Annotated in this window: 20 protein-coding genes; 8 read left to right on the top strand and 12 right to left on the bottom strand. The window is 59.2% G+C overall.

Going from position 1 to position 17,823, the window contains the following annotated elements:
• Positions 1 to 57 precede the first annotated feature (57 nt).
• The 5 genes from petA (at position 58) to GWK36_RS02450 (ending at position 3,789) form a co-directional block, all read left to right on the top strand.
• Complete coding sequence (petA, locus tag GWK36_RS02430) at positions 58 to 651, top strand: ubiquinol-cytochrome c reductase iron-sulfur subunit (RefSeq protein ID WP_166272372.1); 594 nt, start codon at positions 58 to 60, stop codon at positions 649 to 651.
• Entirely contained in the window at positions 651 to 1,895 is a 1,245-nt protein-coding gene (locus GWK36_RS02435) for a cytochrome b (protein ID WP_166269781.1), read from the top strand. Before petA ends, GWK36_RS02435 begins: the two co-directional genes overlap by 1 nt.
• Positions 1,892 to 2,623, top strand: coding sequence for a cytochrome c1 (locus GWK36_RS02440; RefSeq protein ID WP_166269783.1), 732 nt, complete (start codon positions 1,892 to 1,894; stop codon positions 2,621 to 2,623). The genes GWK36_RS02435 and GWK36_RS02440 overlap by 4 nt, the downstream gene beginning before the upstream one ends.
• Positions 2,624 to 2,698: 75 nt before the next feature.
• Complete coding sequence (locus GWK36_RS02445) at positions 2,699 to 3,307, top strand: glutathione S-transferase N-terminal domain-containing protein (protein ID WP_166272374.1); 609 nt, start codon at positions 2,699 to 2,701, stop codon at positions 3,305 to 3,307.
• Entirely contained in the window at positions 3,304 to 3,789 is a 486-nt protein-coding gene (locus GWK36_RS02450) for a ClpXP protease specificity-enhancing factor (protein ID WP_246237628.1), read from the top strand. Before GWK36_RS02445 ends, GWK36_RS02450 begins: the two co-directional genes overlap by 4 nt.
• Here GWK36_RS02450 and GWK36_RS15975 read toward each other — a convergent pair.
• Positions 3,694 to 4,161: a DUF3301 domain-containing protein gene (locus GWK36_RS15975; RefSeq protein WP_425482770.1), complete on the bottom strand. Its 468-nt coding sequence runs from the start codon at positions 4,159 to 4,161 to the stop codon at positions 3,694 to 3,696. The genes GWK36_RS02450 and GWK36_RS15975 overlap by 96 nt on opposite strands.
• Positions 4,095 to 4,427, bottom strand: a complete 333-nt coding sequence (locus GWK36_RS02460; protein WP_166269787.1) for a hypothetical protein — start codon at positions 4,425 to 4,427, stop codon at positions 4,095 to 4,097. The genes GWK36_RS15975 and GWK36_RS02460 overlap by 67 nt, the downstream gene beginning before the upstream one ends.
• 225 nt (positions 4,428 to 4,652) lie before the next feature.
• Here GWK36_RS02460 and GWK36_RS02465 point away from each other — a divergent pair, with 225 nt between their 5' ends.
• Positions 4,653 to 5,858, top strand: coding sequence for a TraB/GumN family protein (locus GWK36_RS02465; protein WP_166269789.1), 1,206 nt, complete (start codon positions 4,653 to 4,655; stop codon positions 5,856 to 5,858).
• Positions 5,859 to 5,992: 134 nt separating this feature from the next.
• On the opposite strand, the gene GWK36_RS02470 is transcribed toward GWK36_RS02465, so the two are convergent.
• Genes GWK36_RS02470 through nth form a run of 4 tightly spaced genes read right to left on the bottom strand, consistent with a single transcriptional unit; the run spans position 5,993 to position 11,406 of the window.
• Complete coding sequence (locus tag GWK36_RS02470; RefSeq protein ID WP_166269791.1) at positions 5,993 to 9,181, bottom strand: efflux RND transporter permease subunit; 3,189 nt, start codon at positions 9,179 to 9,181, stop codon at positions 5,993 to 5,995.
• On the bottom strand, positions 9,178 to 10,332 hold the full coding sequence (locus GWK36_RS02475; protein WP_166269793.1) for an efflux RND transporter periplasmic adaptor subunit: 1,155 nt from the start codon (positions 10,330 to 10,332) through the stop codon (positions 9,178 to 9,180). The genes GWK36_RS02470 and GWK36_RS02475 overlap by 4 nt, the downstream gene beginning before the upstream one ends.
• On the bottom strand, positions 10,329 to 10,751 hold the full coding sequence (locus GWK36_RS02480) for a DUF1841 family protein (RefSeq protein ID WP_166269795.1): 423 nt from the start codon (positions 10,749 to 10,751) through the stop codon (positions 10,329 to 10,331). The genes GWK36_RS02475 and GWK36_RS02480 overlap by 4 nt, the downstream gene beginning before the upstream one ends.
• Positions 10,744 to 11,406, bottom strand: a complete 663-nt coding sequence (gene nth, locus GWK36_RS02485) for an endonuclease III (protein WP_166269797.1) — start codon at positions 11,404 to 11,406, stop codon at positions 10,744 to 10,746. Before nth ends, GWK36_RS02480 begins: the two co-directional genes overlap by 8 nt.
• A 71-nt stretch (positions 11,407 to 11,477) precedes the next feature.
• Here nth and GWK36_RS02490 point away from each other — a divergent pair, with 71 nt between their 5' ends.
• Together GWK36_RS02490 and GWK36_RS02495 are read left to right on the top strand one after the other, a co-directional pair.
• Positions 11,478 to 12,209, top strand: a complete 732-nt coding sequence (locus GWK36_RS02490; RefSeq protein WP_166269799.1) for a lytic transglycosylase domain-containing protein — start codon at positions 11,478 to 11,480, stop codon at positions 12,207 to 12,209.
• Between the two features lie 8 nt (positions 12,210 to 12,217).
• Complete coding sequence (locus GWK36_RS02495; RefSeq protein WP_166269801.1) at positions 12,218 to 12,658, top strand: hypothetical protein; 441 nt, start codon at positions 12,218 to 12,220, stop codon at positions 12,656 to 12,658.
• 80 nt (positions 12,659 to 12,738) lie between these two features.
• Here the strand turns inward: GWK36_RS02495 and cydX are convergent, their stop codons facing one another.
• The 6 genes from cydX to GWK36_RS02525 form a co-directional block, all read right to left on the bottom strand.
• Complete coding sequence (cydX, locus tag GWK36_RS02500; protein ID WP_166269803.1) at positions 12,739 to 12,858, bottom strand: cytochrome bd-I oxidase subunit CydX; 120 nt, start codon at positions 12,856 to 12,858, stop codon at positions 12,739 to 12,741.
• A gap of 10 nt (positions 12,859 to 12,868) precedes the next feature.
• A complete protein-coding gene (cydB, locus tag GWK36_RS02505; RefSeq protein ID WP_166269805.1) occupies positions 12,869 to 14,011 on the bottom strand; it encodes a cytochrome d ubiquinol oxidase subunit II in 1,143 nt (380 codons plus the stop codon).
• An 11-nt stretch (positions 14,012 to 14,022) separates the two neighbouring features.
• Positions 14,023 to 15,627, bottom strand: a complete 1,605-nt coding sequence (locus GWK36_RS02510; protein WP_166269807.1) for a cytochrome ubiquinol oxidase subunit I — start codon at positions 15,625 to 15,627, stop codon at positions 14,023 to 14,025.
• A gap of 173 nt (positions 15,628 to 15,800) precedes the next feature.
• Positions 15,801 to 16,202 carry a NifB/NifX family molybdenum-iron cluster-binding protein gene (locus GWK36_RS02515; protein WP_166269809.1) on the bottom strand — a complete coding sequence of 134 codons (402 nt, stop codon included), beginning with the start codon at positions 16,200 to 16,202 and terminating at the stop codon, positions 15,801 to 15,803.
• 103 nt (positions 16,203 to 16,305) lie between these two features.
• Complete coding sequence (locus GWK36_RS02520; RefSeq protein WP_166269811.1) at positions 16,306 to 16,734, bottom strand: DUF6858 family protein; 429 nt, start codon at positions 16,732 to 16,734, stop codon at positions 16,306 to 16,308.
• A gap of 197 nt (positions 16,735 to 16,931) precedes the next feature.
• Entirely contained in the window at positions 16,932 to 17,639 is a 708-nt protein-coding gene (locus GWK36_RS02525) for a Crp/Fnr family transcriptional regulator (protein WP_166269813.1), read from the bottom strand.
• Positions 17,640 to 17,823 lie beyond the last annotated feature (184 nt).

Raw genomic sequence — 17,823 nt, forward strand, 5'->3', positions numbered from 1 at the left:
GTAACCGCCTGTGGTTGCCAAGGGCGGTGCTTGAATCAGCCGGGGGATTATGAGTCTATGAGCGCGCAAGGCGTGAATAAGATGAGGCGGCGGCTGCTCGTCGCTGCGACCAGCGTAGCCGGCGCCGTTGGTGCGGGTTACGCGCTTGTACCATTCGTCGCATCCCTGAATCCGAGCGCACGTGCTCGGGCAGCGGGTGCGCCAGTCGAGGCCGACATCAGCAAACTGGAACCAGGCGCCTTGCTGCGCGTGAAATGGCGCGGCAAGCCAGTGTGGGTGGTACATCGTACCCCTGAGATGCTTGCGGCCCTGCCCAGCAATGAACCCAAACTGGTGGACCCGCATTCCGAGGTTCCGCAGCAGCCCCCGTATTGCAAGAATCCGACCCGCTCGATCAAGCCGGAGTATCTAGTCGCAATCGGGATCTGTACCCATCTGGGCTGCTCGCCGACCTACCGGCCCGAGTTCGGGCCCGAAGACTTGGGCGCGGATTGGAAGGGTGGTTTCTTTTGCCCTTGTCACGGGTCCCGTTTCGATTTAGCGGCGCGCGTGTTCAAAAATGTCCCTGCGCCCACTAACCTGGTGATCCCGAAACACGTGTATCTCAATGAAACCACCATCCTCATTGGCGAGGATCGAGGAAGCGCCTGATGAGTGCCGAAAAGACCGAAAACCTTAGCTGGATCGATAAGCGATTCCCGCTCTCGGAGACCTGGCGCAACCATCTCTCCGAGTATTATGCGCCGAAGAATTTGAATTTCTGGTCGTTCTTCGGATCGTTAGCCATTCTGACCCTGCTTATTCAAATCGTGACGGGTGTATGGCTGGCGATGAACTATAAGCCGGATGCAGGTCTGGCCTTCGCCTCGGTCGAATACATCATGCGCGATGTCGATTGGGGGTGGCTGATCCGTTATATGCATTCGACCGGCGCGTCGATGTTCTTTATCGTCATCTATCTCCATATGTTCCGCGGCCTGCTTTGGGGCTCCTATCGCAAACCGCGCGAGCTTTTGTGGATGATCGGTGTCACCATCTATCTCATCATGATGGCCACCGCCTTTTTCGGCTATCTCCTGCCCTGGGGTCAGATGTCCTATTGGGGTGCCCAGGTGATCGTGAATCTCTTTGCCGCAGTTCCGGTGGTCGGCGAGGATCTGTCGGTTTGGGTGCGCGGCGATTATGTGATCTCGGATGCCACTCTCAACCGCTTCTTCGCCTTGCATTTCTTGCTGCCTTTCCTGCTCGCCGGGCTGGTGTTCCTACATATCGTTGCGTTGCATCACGTCGGCTCGAGCAACCCAGATGGCATCGAGATCAAGGAAGGGCCTAAAGGCAATCGCTGGAGCCCGACGGCCCCGGCCGATGGCATCCCCTTCCATCCCTATTACACCGTGAAGGATCTGATGGGTGCGGTCGTCTTTATGGCGGTCTTTAGCTATATCATGTTCTTCAACCCGACCTTTAATGGCCTATTCCTGGAGTCGCCGAATTTCCAGCCGGCGAATCCGATGCTGACTCCACCCCATATTGCGCCGGTTTGGTATTTCACCCCCTTTTATGCCATGCTGCGCGCGGTGCCGCCGATGTATGGCTCGCAATTCCCGGGCGTAGTGGTGATGTTTGCTGCCATCCTGATTCTCTATGTCTTGCCTTGGCTCGACCGCAGCCCAGTAAAGTCGATCCGCTATAAGGGGCCACTCTTTAAGGCAGCGACGGCCATCTTTGTGGTTTCGTTCATCGCCTTGGCCTGGCTGGGTATGCAGCCGGCCTCGCCGACATATACCCTGTTGGCGCGGATCTTCACCCTATTGTATTTTGGCTATTTCATCCTGATGCCGATCTACAGCTCTTTGGATAAGACCAAGCCTGTTCCGCAGAGGGTGACATCATGAGAAGTTTGATCCTGGCCACCCTGTTGTCGTTGGCGCCTATGGCCCTCTTGGCCTCTGAAACGGCGCACCTCCAACATGTCAACATCGACCTGCGCGATCAGGCCTCGTTACAGCGTGGCGCCAAGTATTTTATGAATTATTGCTTCGGTTGCCATTCGCTGAAATATGTGCGCTATAATCGGCTTGCCAAGGACCTAGGGATCGATGAGGTGACGCTGCGGCAAAACCTGATCTTTGGTGATGCCAAAACGGGTGATCTCATCATCAATTCCATGCGCGATGAGGATGGGCTCAAATGGTTTGGCGTGGTCCCGCCCGATCTGACGTTGGAGACGCGTCTGCGCTCACCGGATTGGGTTTATACCTATCTCAAGAGCTTTTATATCGATGAAAAGCGTCCTTATGGGGTCAATAACCTAGTATTCCCCTTGGTCGGCATGCCCCATGTCCTGGGTGATCTCCAGGGGCGCCAGGAGGCCATCATCGGACCGCCGCCAACGCCGGGCGCCGAACCGGTCATCAAGGGATTGAAGCTGGTCAAGGCAGGTGAACTCTCACCTAAGGAATATGACGCCATGGTGCGGGATATCACCAATTTCCTGACCTATGTCGGTGAGCCGATCAAGCTCGAACGCGAGCGTCTAGGTCGTTATGTCCTCCTTTTCCTGGGCTTCTTGTTCATCCTGACCTATCTGCTCAAGAAAGAGTACTGGAAGGACGTCCATTGATCAGCGTAGCGGCGGCTGTTCAGCCGCCGCCCTTCGCCTACGCTTGCTACGCGAATGGTTGCCTAGTCCATGTCCATGATTCTCTACTCCGATCCTGCCTGCCCATATTGTCATCGCATCAGGATCGTCTTGGCCGAGAAGGGGATCGTTGTCGATATCGTCGATGTTGATGCCCGCGACCTGCCCGATGAGGTGATGGACTTCAATCCCTATGGCACGGTGCCGACGTTTGTCGATCGGGATCTGCACTTGTATGAGTCGCGGATCATCATGGAATATCTCGACGAACGCTTTCCGCATCCACCGCTATTGCCAGTCGATCCAGTCTCACGCGCACAGGCGCGTTTGTTGATGTATCGGGTCGATCGCGATTGGTATTCGCTCATGGGGCGCCTCCTGAATGAAGAGGCCGAGGATGCGGATCAGGCGCGCAAGGAGCTCGCCGAGAGCCTGATCGCTGTAGCACCGGTGTTCGAGAAATATCTTTTCTTCATGAGCGATGAGTTCTCGCTCGTCGATTGTTGCGTCGCGCCTCTGCTCTGGCGTCTGCCCGTGCTTGGTGTCGATCTGCCAAAACAGGCTGATCCGGTTAGGAGTTATATGCGGAGGATCTTTACCATCGACTCCTTCCGTCATAGTCTGACCGAGGTCGAAAAAGAAATGATTATGGAGCTTGGGCGATGAGTGTCATGACCCAAGACCGCATGACTTCGAGCAAGCCTTATCTGATTCGGGCGATCTATGAATGGATCCTAGACAATCAGATGACCCCGCATCTGCTTGTCGATGTGCATTTTCCACAGACCCGGGTGCCCTTAGAGTTTGCCACCGACGGGCGCATCGTCCTCAATATCGCGCCAAGTGCAGTGCGCGGATTGGTCATCGGTAATGAGTGGATCGAGTTTAGCGCCCGTTTTGGCGGTGTGGCTCGCGATGTCTTGATCCCGACCGAGGCCGTCATCGGGATCTTCACCCGCGAAAATAACCAGGGGATGTTCTTCCCTGAGCCAGAATATCCAGCAGTATCAGCCCAGAGTTCCACTGGAACTGCTCCAAGGTTGACCTCATTATCAGGGGGACAGGCGGCGGATGACAAGCCTTCGCCTAATCGGCCCAAGGGCAAAACGCCGGCGGGCAAAACGCCGACGCTGAAGGTCGTTAAATAGGCTCTGCTGGGGTCTCGGACAGGTCGAGCTGCAATGATTCGACCCGCAGCCCGCGCTCCGGATCTGCCCAGAGCGTCGCTCGTATCCATCCTCGCTGAACTCAAAAAGATAGATACGACGCACATACATACCCGACCGCTCCCATGCCAGGCTAATCTGGCAAAGGGTGATCGTGTCATCCAGGAGCTGAACACCGTATGACGGGCAGGCAGATAGACAGCTTCTCAGCCCTGCTTCGCGTACCCGCAGGCCATCGAGCCAGAGCCCCCCGATGAGCAGCAGCACAAAGATCAAGAATAGCTGGCTCAAGGTTTGAAATCTGGCAGACCCGAGATCAGCCACCAGGTCTTTTGCGCAGGATCGTAGTGCCACACCTGGTGATCCGTGAGCTGTTTGACGACCTGGCGGTCTTCATAAAGATAATCAATGGCAACGAGCTGGGTGGCCATTTGCTTGTCCGCCTGAATCCTTGGTGCCTGGAGCACCTCATAGCCAGTCAGACGTAGTCCTTTAAAGGTATCGGGAAAGGGGCGATTGGCGCGTTGTTCGGGATGGATGTAGCCATAGGCATTCTCGAAATAGCCCCAGCGCAGCGCGTCTTGATAGCCATCGGTGGCCTTTTGCAAGGTATCGCTCAAGCGGTCTTGTTTGATCGGATTGCAGGCGACAAGCCATATCGTAAGGAATAAAACCGGGCAATGCGCTAATGGAGGCAGGCGATAGCGGTTGGAGCAGCGGATCATGGGTGATCGCGGGTGATCTTGGGTTGCGCGGATCATACGTCAACCAGGAGTGCAAACGATAGGCCTCAATCTAGGTTAGGCTGTTGGCTCTATACCCGCTGGGTAGGATGGGCGAAGCGTATGAAAGACATACCAGAACCGCGTCATGACCTCAAACTTGCTGACGGGGTCGAGCTAACCCTGCTAGGTGCGGCCCATATCTCCCAGGCTAGCGCCGATCAAGTGCGCTCCTTGATTCAGTCCGGGCGCTATGACAGCGTGGCCATCGAGCTATGCCGTAGCCGGCACAAGGCGATGATAGACCCGCGCGCCCTCGCCCAGATGGATCTCTTCTCAGTCATCCGGGAGAACCGGGTCTATATGGTGATGGCGAGTTTGGTCCTCTCGGCCTATCAACAGCGGCTCGCCGACCAATTTGGCGTCGAGTCAGGTGCTGAACAGCGTATGGCCCTGCGTCTCGCCGATGCCCAGGGCCTCAATCTCCTGCTCATCGATCGGGAGATCGGTATCACCCTGAGGCGTGTCTCGGCCAATCTCAGCTGGTGGAAACGCTATACGCTGTTTGCTGGCTTACTGCTGTCCTTCCTGAATGCCGAACAGATCACTGAGGAAGAGATCGAGCGGCTCAAGGAAGGTGACATGCTCGAAAGCATCTTTGCCGAGTTTGCGACAGATCGGCGCGATCTCTATGTCCCGCTCATCGAGGAGCGCGATCGCTACATGGCTGCCAAGCTCAAACGCGAGATCGCCCGGGTTGGTGCCAAGCGGATCTTGGTCGTCATCGGCGCGGGGCATCTCAAGGGTATGCGCCGCGCCCTGGAAGAAGACGATAGCGATCCCGAAACGGTGCTGCGCGATTTGGAACAGATCCCACCAGCTGGCCCATGGCCGGCGATTCTGGCCTGGGGCCTGCTGGTCCTGATTTTGGCCGGGTTTGGCTATGGATTCATGCGTAGCCCTGAGCTGGGTGTGTCCTTGTTGACTGGTTGGGCGCTGATCACTGGCGGTCTTGCCGCCCTGGGGACACTGCTGGCTGGTGGGCATCTCCTCACCATATTGGCGGCATTCATCGCCGCGCCCTTGACCACCTTGCATCCGGCAATCGGTGTCGGCATGGTAACGGGCGCGGTCGAACTCTATCTTCGCCCCCCCAAGGTCGGTGATTTTAGCAGCTTGCGGACGGAAGTGACGACCTTGCATGGCTGGTGGAGCAACCGGATTGCGCGTGCCTTCCTGGTGTTTAGCCTTAGTAGCCTGAGTGCGGGGATCGGGACCTATGTCGCCAGCGTCCATCTGCTCGACCGCCTGCTACGTCTTCATCCCTGAACCAGGGGCCATAAAGGGAGCGCAGAACCCTGCGTTCAAGCAGCACAACAGCGATGCTCTGGGCGCAGAAGCGTTGGTGCTGGTCTTGGCCTCGTTATCGTTCAGCCGGGTGCTAGGCAGCGTGGCAGCATAGTTCACCCGCAGCCAAGGCTATCCAGCTGCCGCCGGATCATACCGGGCGATCCGGTGCGTTGTGCCAGGCGATCGTAAGCCGCTGGCACGACGATAAGCGTAAAGAGGGTGGCCGCCAGGCCGCCGCTTAGGATGACAAGCCCAAGTGCCTGGCGCACCTCTGCCCCTGCACCGCTTGCCAGGAACAACGGAATGGCGCCTGCGACCGTGGTGATGCCGGTCATGAGCACGGGACGCAGGCGGATGACACTTGCCTCGATCAGGGCAGAGCGAAATGCCAGGCCCTGATCGCGCAACTGGTTGGCAAACTCGACGATCAGAATGCCGTTTTTGGCGGCAAGCCCAACCAGCATGAGCAGGCCGATCTGGGTGAATAGATTGAGCGTCTGGCCACCGGCCCACAGACCAATCAAGGCGCCGGCCATCGCCAAAGGGACGCTGAGCATGATCACGAGTGGCTGGATGAAGCTCTCGAATTGGGCAGCCAGCACCAGATAAACGACCAATATCCCTAAGGCGAAGGTCCATTGCATGCCCTGGCTGCTCTGCTTGAAGTCGCGGCTTTGTCCTTTGTAATCGATGCGGGCGCGCTCAGGCAGCAGGCTGCGTGCCTTGGCCTCGAGGTCAGCGAGCGCCGTCCCGAGCGCCACCCCTGGTTTGAGCGTAGCCTCGATCGTGATGGCGCGACTACGGTTGAGCCGATTAAGCGTCGGCGATTCGGCGACCTCGCTTACCTGCACCAGGCTAGCGAGTGGGATCAAGGCACTCGTACGCACCGAGCGGACCTGGATGGCGTCGATGCTCGCAGGGGTGCGTTGTTGATCGCGTTCGCCGGCGAGGATCACATCATATTCCTCGCCTTGATCCAGATAGGTCCCGATCCGCCGTCCGCCGAGCAGGGTTTCCAGGGTGCGCCCGATGGTCTCCAGTCGCACCCCCAAGTCAGCGGCGCGTTCGGCATCGACCCTGACCACTAGCCGCGGGCGGGTCTCCTTATAATCCCAATCGATGCCAGTCAGCCCTGGATTGTCCTTATCGATGGCCGCAAGCAGGCTGTCCCGCCAGGCGGCGAGTTCCTCATAACGGTCACCAGCGATGACGAACTGGACCGGTTTGGCGGTGCGGGAACCAAATCCCTGGCGCATCACCGGTACCACCCGCACGCCCGGCAGATCGGCGAGTCTGACGCGCATCTCGTCCATGATGATCCAGGCCGAACGGCGCTCGGCGTATGGAGCCAGCACCAGGGTTACCATGCCGGTGTTGAAATTGGCGGTCGTCGAAAAGGCCCGCGGGCTGCGGATCAGCAGCCGTCTGACCTCGCCGCGTTCGACATAAGGCATCAACCGGCGCTCGATCTCGTCCATATAGGTCTGGGTATAGGCATAGGAGGCCCCTTCCGGTGCATTGATCAGGATCGAGAAAGCGCCGCGGTCCTCGCGAGGGGCATATTCGCGCGGAAGCTGCTCAAACAGCCAGAGGCTCAGCACCAGAGTGCCGAGTAGGGCCAGAGGTAGAAGCCAGGGGTGGGCCAACAGCCAGGTCAAGAGGCTCCGATAGCTTTGCCTAAGGCGGTCGAAGATCCGATCGAGCCCAGCGGCCAGAGACCCCCGGCCGCCTGACAGGGGGGCGGATCTCTCCAGATTCTGCGTTGGGGGGAGCGAGATCGCATCTGTCTGGCGACACGATGCCACTTCAGAAGAACGCGGGAGGGGGTGCATGACCTTGGAGGCCAGCATCGGTGCGAGGGTCAGGGCCACCCAGGAGGAGAAGGCCACGGCCGCCGCCAGGGTCAAGGCAAACTCACCAAAGAGCCGTCCAAGATCACCTTCCAGGAAGGCGATCGGCGCAAAGACCGCGATCAAGACGAGTGTGGTTGCGATCACCGCAAACCCGACCTGCCGCGTGCCGCGCCAGGCAGCGATCAGCGGCGGTTCGCCTTCCTCCAGCATCCGGCGGTGGATGTTCTCCAAGACCACGATCGCGTCATCGACCACCAAGCCGATTGCGAGTACCAAGGCGAGCAGGGTCAGGAGATTGATTGACAGGTTCAGCGTCCAGAGCGCGATGAAGCTCGCAATCAGCGAGACAGGGATGGCGAGCGCCGGGATTAGGGTCAAGCGCCAGTTGCCGAGGAACACAAAGATCACGAGGACGACCAGGATCAGGGTGATGCCTAGAGTGCGATAGACCTCATTGGCCGCCTCCTCGACAAAGACCGAGCTGTCGAAACTTTGGCTCAATGACATCCCTTCGGGGAGGGTAGCGGCAAGGCGCGCCATCTCAGACTTGGCGGCACGGGCGACCGCGATGGTATTGGCCTTGGCTTGCTTGATCATCCCGATCCCAACCATCGGCTTGCCGTTGCCGCGAAAGAGGGCCCGGTCTTCGATCGTGCCGCGCTCGATCCGGGCGACCTCCCCGAGGCGTATCAGATGACCATCTGGTGCGCGCGCCAGTCCCAAGGCCGCAAAGTCTTCGGGTGTTTGCAGGCGATGATCGATCCGCACGCTGAAGACGCGGTCGCGCGATTCGATCGCGCCGGCAGGGAGCTCCAGATTCTCGGCGCGCAGGACCGATTCGACCTCGGCTACCGTCAGACCGCGTGCGGTCAGGGCCTGGCGGTCGAGCCAGATGCGCATGGCATAGAGCTGTTCCCCGCCGATGCGTACCCGCGCCACTCCATCGAGGGCGGCAAAGCGCTCGACGAGATGACGGCGCGCATAGTCAGAGAGCTCGGGGATGCTCAAGCGATCGCTGGCGAGATGAAACCAAAGGAATACCTCATTATCGCTATCGGCTTTCTGGACCTCGGGTGGGTCGGCGCCTTCTGGCAATTCGTCGAGCACCCCCGCCACCCGTTCGCGGACATCATTGGCCGCGCCATCAGTGTTGCGCTCGGGGTTGAACTCAATGCTGATGCGCGAGCGCCCATCTTCGCTGCTTGCCTCGATGCTGCGCACCCCAGGGATACCGGCGATACGCTCCTCGAGGGGAAGGGTCACGCGGCTTTCGACCACGGGGGCCGCTGCCCCTGGATAGCGGGTCTCCACCGAGATCACTGGGGGGTCGATATCTGGGAACTGGCGTAGCGGCAGATGGCTGAACGAGACCAGACCGAAGATGACCAAGAGCAGCGAGACGACGCTGGCCAGCACTGGGCGGGTGATTGCCAGATCGGACAGGATCATGGTCTCTCGGTTTGGGTTGGCACGCGCCCGGGAGCGGGCCGAAGCGAGCGGTCCCTGTCATCTGGCGCTGGCTGCGCCAGTGGCTCAACGAGACGAACCGGCTGGCGCGGGCGGACCTGATCCTGGCCAGCGATAATCACCCGCTCGCCAGCGTCCAGACCCTCGCGTACCTCGACTAATCCGTGCAGACGTAACCCGAGACGCACCTGCTGCGGCTCGGCACTCAGGGCGCCGTCCTGGGCCGCGATCACCCGCATCACCAGGCGTTCAGGCCCGCGGTAGAGGACAGCCGATTCGGGGATGACTGGCGCGGTGCGCGGGTTGAGCATGAGGATGACCCGCATGAGTAGGCCGGGTTTGAGCCGCAGGTCGGGGTTGGGTAGGGTAGCGCGCACCCTCACCGCCCGGCTGACCGGATCGATCCGGCTGTCGATGACCTGCACCGTTCCGCGAAAACCTTCATCGCCAAAGGCATCTGTTTGCGCCTCGATGGGCAGACCGGGTCTGAGCGCCGCGAGATGGATGCTTGATACGGTGAAGTCGAGCTTCATCACTCGATCGTCATCGAGTGTCGTGATCAGGGTCCCGGGGGTGACCAAGGCGCCTGGGCTGATGGCCCGCAGGCCCAGGACGCCGGCAAAGGGGGCGCGGATGAGCCGGTCGGCGAGACGTGCCTCCAATACAGCGACCGCAGCCCGTGCGGCATCCAGGTCGCGCCGGCGTTCATCGAGCTGCGCCTGGGCCGCCGAGCGTTGCGCTGCCAGCGCAGCGATGCGCCGATACTGACGCTCGGCCTCGTCCAGGCGCACCCGAGCCTCTTGCAACAAGGCGCGCTCCTCGGTGTCGTCCAACTCAATCAGCCGGTCACCGGCCTGCACCCGCTGACAGTCGGCAAAATGCACTGCCCGCACGATCCCGCTCACTTTCACCGTGAGCGCGATCGACTCTTGTGCCTCCAGGGTACCCAGGGCCTCGACCCGATCGCCGATCTGCTCCAACCTCACCTGTTCGACCACCACCGGGACAGCTGCGGGTGCCGCCCAGACACCTGGCCCCAGACAGGCGGCCACATAGAGGATGCGCCAGAGCATCCCGAGGTCATGGCGTGCCAGACCGCGCAAAAGCTGCCTGCTGCCCCAGCGATCGTTCATTTGACCAGGCGCCGGATACAATCGAGATAGAGGCTGTTGTCGGGCTGTGTCCCCTGCCGTTGCGCCTGCCAAAGCAGCTCAGCGAGACAATCCATGATCCGGTGTTCAACCTGATGCGTGTCGCCAAAACACCCTAATAGGCGCTGATACAGCGACCGAATGCCGGGCGGCTGATCGATGCTGAGCTGGTCGAGGATTGCCAGATGTAGGCCGAGATGGAGAAAGGGATTCGGCCCATCAGGCGGATACGTATCGCTGAATGCTGCTGCTGGATCGTCTAACAGGGCGTGGTATTCGGGATGCTGATGAATGACGGCAACGATCTGGGCGTCGAGCGCGTTCAGGACCTCGCCCTCCTGGGCCTTGCGCCAGGCCTCCAGGATCACCCGGCGATGGGCAGAGCGGTCTGAGCTAGGCATGTGCGCTGGTCCTGGCCTGTGCTGCGGTGGTCTTGTCGGGATAGGCGCAAAGATCGGCGATAATACAGTCTGGACAGCGCGGGCGGCGGGCAGTGCAGACATAGCGCCCATGCAGGATCAGCCAATGATGGGCATGCTGCAAAAAGGGTGCAGGGATACAGCGCATGAGACCCTGTTCGACGGCGAGCGGTGTCTTGCCCGGGGCGATCCCGGTGCGATTGGCAACGCGGAAGATATGGGTATCGACCGCGAGCGTCGGCTCGCCGAAGGCAGTATTGAGAACCACATTGGCGGTCTTGCGCCCGACCCCCGGGAGGGCCTCGAGTGCTGCCCGATCGCGCGGGATCTCTCCGCCATGACGCTCGAGCAGGATAGCGCAGGTCTGCAAGAGATGGCGCGCCTTGGTATTGAAGAGGCCAAGCGAGCGGATATGGCGTTTGAGCCCCTCCTCACCGAGCGCCAGGATTGCAGCAGGTGAGTTAGCGATTTGAAACAGCGTCTGAGTGACCTGATTGACTTGTTTATCGGTCGCCTGGGCTGAGAGCATTACAGCAACCAAGAGCTCGAAGGGAGTGCGATAGATCAACTCGGTTGTTGGGTGGGGATTGACCGCCCGTAAACGCGCGAAGAGTTCGCCGCAATTTTGCGCATTCATCGCCGGTTGCATTGTCATGCCAAGTGTCGTTTGATGGGGTATCCCCTGCTGATGATCAAGATCCCAACGCCATGAGACAAACAACAATCGCTGGTATCGCCGCCCTCTGTCTGTGGTCAGGAGCAACCTGGGCCGAGATCCCCGACAATGGACAGGTGGAGGTGCACCCTGACCTCCCGGCGCCGCTGAGCCGTTCCGAGATTCAGGCCATGATCACCGAGATCGCCCGCCGGCATGGGGTCGAGGAGGCCTTGGTTCGCGCCGTGGTGGCCGCTGAATCCAACTATGACCCGCGTGCCGTTTCACCGGCGGGCGCGGTCGGTCTGATGCAGGTCATGCCTGAGACCGCTGCTGATTATGGTGTCACTAGCATCCGCGAGCTCTTCGATCCGCGGACCAATCTTAATACCGGTGTCCGCCATCTGAAGCGTCTGCTACATAAATATAATGACGACTATGGTCGGACCATCATGGCTTATAACGCCGGTGAGAGTGTGGTTGACCGTACCAACAGCCAGGTCACCTATCTCGAGACGCTCAACTATACCGAGGCGGTGATCCGCTATTATCGTCGCTATGGCGGCACTGCGCCGACCCAGGCCGCGCTCGATCAGGTCCAGGCCCTGCGCGGCCTGCGCAACCTAGGCCAGGCGCGCCGTTTGTTGAAAAAATATCTCGATCCATCTTTATTGTCGCTGCGGGTCAAGCCCACATTGGATGTCCGTTATCTTAATCCGGCACTGCATGCGTTCGGACCCGAGAGCAAGCCGATGTTTGAGCTCGAATCCGCTGCCATTCGCTGACTATTGCCATGAACCAGACACTGCAAAAATTGCGTCAGATTACTCAAGGCGATGCGGCAAACGGGGAAGACAGTGCTATCCGCAAGTGTCAAGCTGCTTGCGCCGAGCTAGCGGCACCCTTGATCCAGGCCTTTCATGACCTGGAAAACGAGTTTGTCAAGATCGATATGCTCAAAAAGCTCTGGCCAGATGACTATGACCAACGCAACGACCGGGTCAGCGGACTATTGATTGCCTGGATCGGGTCACAGGCCAAGCCGCACGGCCTGCGGCTGGCGGTTCCCTATGGATCGCTGACCTTCGAGGTTGCACTCAGACAGGATGGCTCGCCGGTCTTTCTCTGTGTGCGCGACATTCACAGCCAAAGACCGGCGATCATGGAGTTCAACAGCCGCGATGAGTGGCTGGAGTTTTTCTTCAAGTCGATCGCTGAGTTCATCGAGCTCTAAGGGCAATAGGCCGGGGCATTAAAAACGCGGCCTAAAGGCCGCGTTCGTGTTGCTTCACTTTTGGGTTGCCCACCGCCGGGTTATTTGGCCATTGGGTCATCCGCTGTGCCCTGGCATTGATCGGACTCGTACCAGAGCACATTGATGATCCCAAAGGCGATAGCGAACAGGACGCCCAAGATCCAGGAAAAGTACCACATGACGCCCTCCTCAATAGGCGAGATGATCCTGAGCGCGGATCTCTTCGACCGTCACCCGCCGCCACATCTTGGCATAGGTCCAGGTGGTATAGGCCAGGATGATGGGCACGAAGATCACCGCTGCCCAGAACATGACGGTCAGGGTCCGATGGCTGGAGACCGCATCCCAAACGATCAGGCTGCTGTTGGGGTTGGTGCTCGAGGGCATGATGAAGGGAAACATTGCCGCCCCCGCAGTCAGGATGATCCCGGTGAGCCCTAGGCTGCTTGCGGCAAGACCCCAACCTGGGCGGTTGGACATCGATGCCAGGACCACCAGCCCCATCCCGCCAAATCCCATGAGCGGGAAGAGCAGGGTCCAGGGATGCTGGGCATAGTTGGCCAGCCAGGCACCGCCTTCGCGGACGACCTCCTTGGTCAGCGGATTTGGGGTAGCGTCCAAGGGTGGCATCGAGACCACCTTATAGCCATCGACGCCGATGCTCAGCCAGACCCCGGCCAAGGCAAAGGCGATGATGGTCGCCAGACCCGCCTGTTTGGCGACCACCTGGGCGCGCCTGGCGATGGGTTCTTCGGTGCGTAGTTGTAGCCAGATGGCCCCATGGGTCACCAGCATCCCTAGGCTCACTAGACCCGCGAGCAGGGCGAAGGGGTTGAGCAGGCCGAAGAAGCTGCCGCTGTAATAGGGGCGCAACAGGGCATCGAGATGGAAGGGCACCCCCTGGAGCAGGTTACCGAAGGCGATGCCAAAAACCAGCGCCGGTACCGCCCCGCCGACGAATAGGCCCCAATCCCAGGCATTGCGCCAGCGCGGGTCGGCGATCTTGCTGCGGTAATCGAACCCGACAGGGCGGAAGAAGAGCGCGAATAGCGCCAGCAGCATTGCGAAATAAAAGCCAGAAAAGGCAGCGGCATAGACCAATGGCCAGGCAGCAAAGATCGCGCCGCCTGCCGTGATCAGCCAGACCTGGTTGCCATCCCAATGAGGGCCGATGGTGTTGATGATGACCCGCCGCTCTTCATCGGTCTTGCCCAGAAACGGCAGGAGCACCCCGACCCCCATGTCCATCCCATCGGTGATGGCGAAACCGATGAACAGCACCCCCACTAAGGCCCACCAGATGAACTTCAGCGTCTCATAATCGAGGATCATGGTTGCTCTCCTTAATCGAGCTGTTTATGAGGCGCAGTGGCCGGTGCCACGCCACCTGAGCCTTGTAAACCCTGCTCATGATGATAGCGGCCCGTGTGCAGCGAGCTGGGACCGAGGCGCGCGAACTTGAACATCAAGAAGATCTCGATGAGGAATAGGAAGGTATAGAAGAAAACGAAGCCCACCAGACTCATCATGAGATGATCGGCCGTGAGGCTGGATGCCGCGATCGCCGTTGGCAGGACCTCGCCGATCGCCCAGGGTTGGCGCCCGAACTCGGCCACAAACCACCCGGTCTCAGCCGCGATCCAGGGCACGGGGATGCTATAGAGGAACAGGCGCAGCAGCCAACGTTTCTGCTCGATGACCCGCTTGGCGTTGTAATAAAAACCCAAAGCCAAGAGGATCAACATCCAGATCCCTGCACCGACCATGATCCTGAAAGTCCAAAAGAGGGGTGCGACCTCGGGGATCGAGTCCTTGACCGCCATCTGGATCTGCTCCCCGGTCGCCTGCGCTGGGTTTTCGGTGTAACGCTTCAACAGGAGACCATAGCCCAGGTCATTTTTGTGATCCTCGAAGACTGCACGGTTTTCGGGGGTATCCTCGCCGGAGCGCAGGCGCTCGAGATATTCATAGGCGATCATCCCCGAGCGGATGCGCACCTCATGCTCGCGCATCAGATCCTTTAGCCCCTTGACCTCCTGGTCAAACGAGCGGGTAGCGATCAGACCCAATAGCCAGGGGATGCGGATGGCATCATGGGTCTCTTGGTCCTCGTTGTTTGGGCGGCCGTAGACCGTAAAATCAGCTGGCGGTGGCTGGGTATGCCATTCGGCCTCGATCGCGGCCAACTTCACCTTCTGCACATCGCCAACCTCATAGCCTGACTCATCGCCAAGCAGGATCACCGACAGGATCGAGGCCAAGCCAAAACCGACCGCCACCGAGAACGAACGTTTAGCAAAGGCTAGATCCCGGCCTTTGAGCATGTACCAGCTGCTGATTCCCAGTACAAACATCGAGGCCGTCACATAGCCGGCGGCCACCGTGTGCACGAACTTGACTTGGGCGACTGGATTGAACAACAGCTCGGCAAAGCTCGTCATCTCCATACGCATGGTCTCATAGCTAAACTCAGCCCCCACCGGGTTTTGCATCCAGCCATTGGCGACCAGGATCCAAAGTGCCGAGAGGTTCGAGCCCAAGGCGGTCAAAAAGGTGACGACCAGATGCTGGACCTTAGTCAGGCGCTCCCAGCCGAGGAAAAACAACCCGATGAAGGTCGATTCCAAGAAGAAGGCCATCAGCCCCTCGATGGCCAGGGGTGCACCGAAGATATCCCCCACATAATGGCTGTAATAGGCCCAGTTGGTCCCGAACTGGAACTCCATGGTGAGACCGGTAGTGACGCCCAGGGCAAAGTTGATCCCGAACAATTTGCCCCAGAACTTCGTCATATCCCGGTAGATCTCGCGTCCAGTCATGACATAGACGCTTTCCATAATCACCAGGATCCAGGACAGCCCCAGCGTCAGGGGGACAAAGAGGAAGTGATACATCGCGGTGATGGCGAACTGCCATCGCGAGAGTTCGACCATGGTACTGTCAAGCATGCGCAAGTCTCCTGGGGTGGTGACCTAGGTTGTGACTCGATGCGATCGCTGCCCTGCTCAAAGGCAGTCAACCAGACCGGCGATCATGCGCAAGATTAAACCGGATTAGCGATTTCAGGAATGGCTAATACACCGGCCTCAACCAGATTGTTCATAAGGTAATGCTTGATCTCTTAGTACTCATGGTCCAAAGACCTCCCTGCGAGGGGGGCAACAGCATGGTGATAGTCTTCATCATGCGCAGGTGCTGCGGGCAGGGGGCGGCCGGCGGCGAGATCGACAACGGCCTGCCGTGGATCGGTCGCGCTCGTGGCATATACAGTAATCCCATGACGAGCGAGCCGGTTTTGGAACCCCTGGCCGGCGCTTTGAGTAATGAGGGCATTCAACCCGAGCTGAAACAGCGGATGATCATCGCCATGATAGTCATGTAGCGACATCCCCGCCGGCAGATCTAGGCGCTCGATCTCAACGGGTTCACCCTGGGCATTGATCTCGAAAATCAGAAAGCGCCGTGTCTTGCCGGCGTGGGCGGTGATGGTACGCAGGTTCTGACTGGTGACAGCGATACGCATGGTTTCTCTCACTGAATCGGTTGCAGATTGTAGACGTCATAGGGAAAGCCGCAGGCCGCTTTGGGGCGATCTGGCGCAGGGGATGAATCAGCCTGGTGGTCATTCAGAGATTGTGTGTCTCTTGGCCCGAGACAGGCTGAGGATTTTGGTAAAGACCCAAGGCCCAGTCCTCCATCACTGCATTGGCCACTGGCATCGGGGTTTCCATGAAGGTGATGAAAAAGCCGCGCTCAGTCTCGGCGATCCCGATCGAACGGGGCCGGCAGGCCAACAACTCCGGCTTGGACAGCGAGATACCAAAACAAAACACCAGGTTGCGTGCTGCGCGGATACTGGGGTCGATGTGGCCCTCTGGCAATGACTGGGTATGGGCATAATGATCGAATTCGGCGATAAAGACCGCTGTCGGGTGCGATTCGATGCATGCACGAAAATAGCCGCACAGCGCCTCCACCGAGGCAAAGGGTGTTTCGTCACGCCCCAGTTCCAGACAATAGATGGGATATTCAGCGAATGCCAAGGATTGTTTCATGGTATTGCCCCGACCTTAGGGCGGCCGCTCGCCCCTGCATGATCGACCTGTATGCCCTCGCAATGCGGAGTGAACAGTTCCTGCATTGGGCAGGACTGCCCATCTTTAAAACCCGCGTTTGCGGGCGGCAGCCAAGGGTATGACCTGGAAGAAGGGGTGGCATTGCGATCGATCAAGGGCGGTGATGAGTCCCTTGCTCACACCTCAGCAATCCGCCGCAGGTTGGGGATGTCGAGCAAAAAGAAATTAGGCGATTTTTCGACCAAGAGCCCCTGACGCTTGAATTCGGCGATGGTGCGACTGGCGGTCTCGGTGGTCACACCCAGCATGGCGCCCATGTCTTCACGGCTAAACAGCGGACACTCGCTGGTCTGGCGATCGCGCACCAGGCGCAAGAGCAAGCGCGCCACCCGCTGACGTGCCGAACCCGTTGACAGCTCGGTGAGCCAGGCATCCGCCTCGGTCAGGGCGCGCTGCCAGCGCACCATGAGCTCTTGGTATAGACCCGGATTGTCTCGCCCCAGATCGCGCACCAGGCGGGCCGGAAAGCGGCAGACCTCGGTGGGATGTAGGGCGGTGGCATCGTGTTGATAGCGCTCATCGAGCAAGGTCTCTAGACCCAAGACATCAGTCGCGCGCACAAGGCGCACGATGCGCTGGTTGCCATCCGGCAGATATTGCACCAGCTTGAGCATCCCGGAACGCACCGTGAACAGGTACTCACCCGCATCCCCAGCAAGGTATAGGTGTGCGCCTGGTTTGATACGGAACTGATCGATGGGGTCGTGGATCCTCGCAAAATCGGACTCTTGCAGACCGGCAAAGAGCACCGATACCCGCAGCGCACAGTCCAAACAATTGGCCTCACCGGACCAAGCGTCACGGAGCGAAACGGTTTTGATCATGGACATCCTCCACTTGACATACCTGAGTCGCTTCAGCGGGATCTCGAGTCAGGGACTGCGAGTGATTGAGTCTGTTGCCTCACTGTTGGCGAACAGGGAACTTCCCACCCTTAGCTAGCTTGAATCGACAGGATGGAATCATACGATCGGGGCCTGGAGAGAAACATATAAAATAAACTGCTAA

The organism is Caldichromatium japonicum (assembly GCF_011290485.1).
Lineage (GTDB): Bacteria > Pseudomonadota > Gammaproteobacteria > Chromatiales > Chromatiaceae > Thermochromatium > Thermochromatium japonicum.

Bases quoted from the DNA above. Each gene is read 5' to 3' on its own strand.
- GWK36_RS02515 (WP_166269809.1), bottom strand. From the start codon at position 16,202: ATGCGTATCGCTGTCACCAGTCAGAACCTGCGTACCATCACCGCCCAC.
- GWK36_RS02465 (WP_166269789.1), top strand. From the start codon at position 4,653: ATGAAAGACATACCAGAACCGCGTCATGACCTCAAACTTGCTGACGGG.
- cydB (WP_166269805.1), bottom strand. From the start codon at position 14,011: ATGATCCTCGATTATGAGACGCTGAAGTTCATCTGGTGGGCCTTAGTG.
- GWK36_RS02475 (WP_166269793.1), bottom strand. From the start codon at position 10,332: ATGAACGATCGCTGGGGCAGCAGGCAGCTTTTGCGCGGTCTGGCACGC.
- GWK36_RS02520 (WP_166269811.1), bottom strand. From the start codon at position 16,734: ATGAAACAATCCTTGGCATTCGCTGAATATCCCATCTATTGTCTGGAA.
- GWK36_RS02435 (WP_166269781.1), top strand. From the start codon at position 651: ATGAGTGCCGAAAAGACCGAAAACCTTAGCTGGATCGATAAGCGATTC.
- petA (WP_166272372.1), top strand. From the start codon at position 58: ATGAGCGCGCAAGGCGTGAATAAGATGAGGCGGCGGCTGCTCGTCGCT.
- GWK36_RS02470 (WP_166269791.1), bottom strand. From the start codon at position 9,181: ATGATCCTGTCCGATCTGGCAATCACCCGCCCAGTGCTGGCCAGCGTC.
- GWK36_RS02495 (WP_166269801.1), top strand. From the start codon at position 12,218: ATGAACCAGACACTGCAAAAATTGCGTCAGATTACTCAAGGCGATGCG.
- GWK36_RS02510 (WP_166269807.1), bottom strand. From the start codon at position 15,627: ATGCTTGACAGTACCATGGTCGAACTCTCGCGATGGCAGTTCGCCATC.
- GWK36_RS02440 (WP_166269783.1), top strand. From the start codon at position 1,892: ATGAGAAGTTTGATCCTGGCCACCCTGTTGTCGTTGGCGCCTATGGCC.
- GWK36_RS02445 (WP_166272374.1), top strand. From the start codon at position 2,699: ATGATTCTCTACTCCGATCCTGCCTGCCCATATTGTCATCGCATCAGG.
- GWK36_RS02525 (WP_166269813.1), bottom strand. From the start codon at position 17,639: ATGATCAAAACCGTTTCGCTCCGTGACGCTTGGTCCGGTGAGGCCAAT.
- GWK36_RS02490 (WP_166269799.1), top strand. From the start codon at position 11,478: ATGAGACAAACAACAATCGCTGGTATCGCCGCCCTCTGTCTGTGGTCA.
- GWK36_RS02450 (WP_246237628.1), top strand. From the start codon at position 3,304: ATGAGTGTCATGACCCAAGACCGCATGACTTCGAGCAAGCCTTATCTG.
- nth (WP_166269797.1), bottom strand. From the start codon at position 11,406: ATGAATGCGCAAAATTGCGGCGAACTCTTCGCGCGTTTACGGGCGGTC.
- GWK36_RS02480 (WP_166269795.1), bottom strand. From the start codon at position 10,751: ATGCCTAGCTCAGACCGCTCTGCCCATCGCCGGGTGATCCTGGAGGCC.
- cydX (WP_166269803.1), bottom strand. From the start codon at position 12,858: ATGTGGTACTTTTCCTGGATCTTGGGCGTCCTGTTCGCTATCGCCTTT.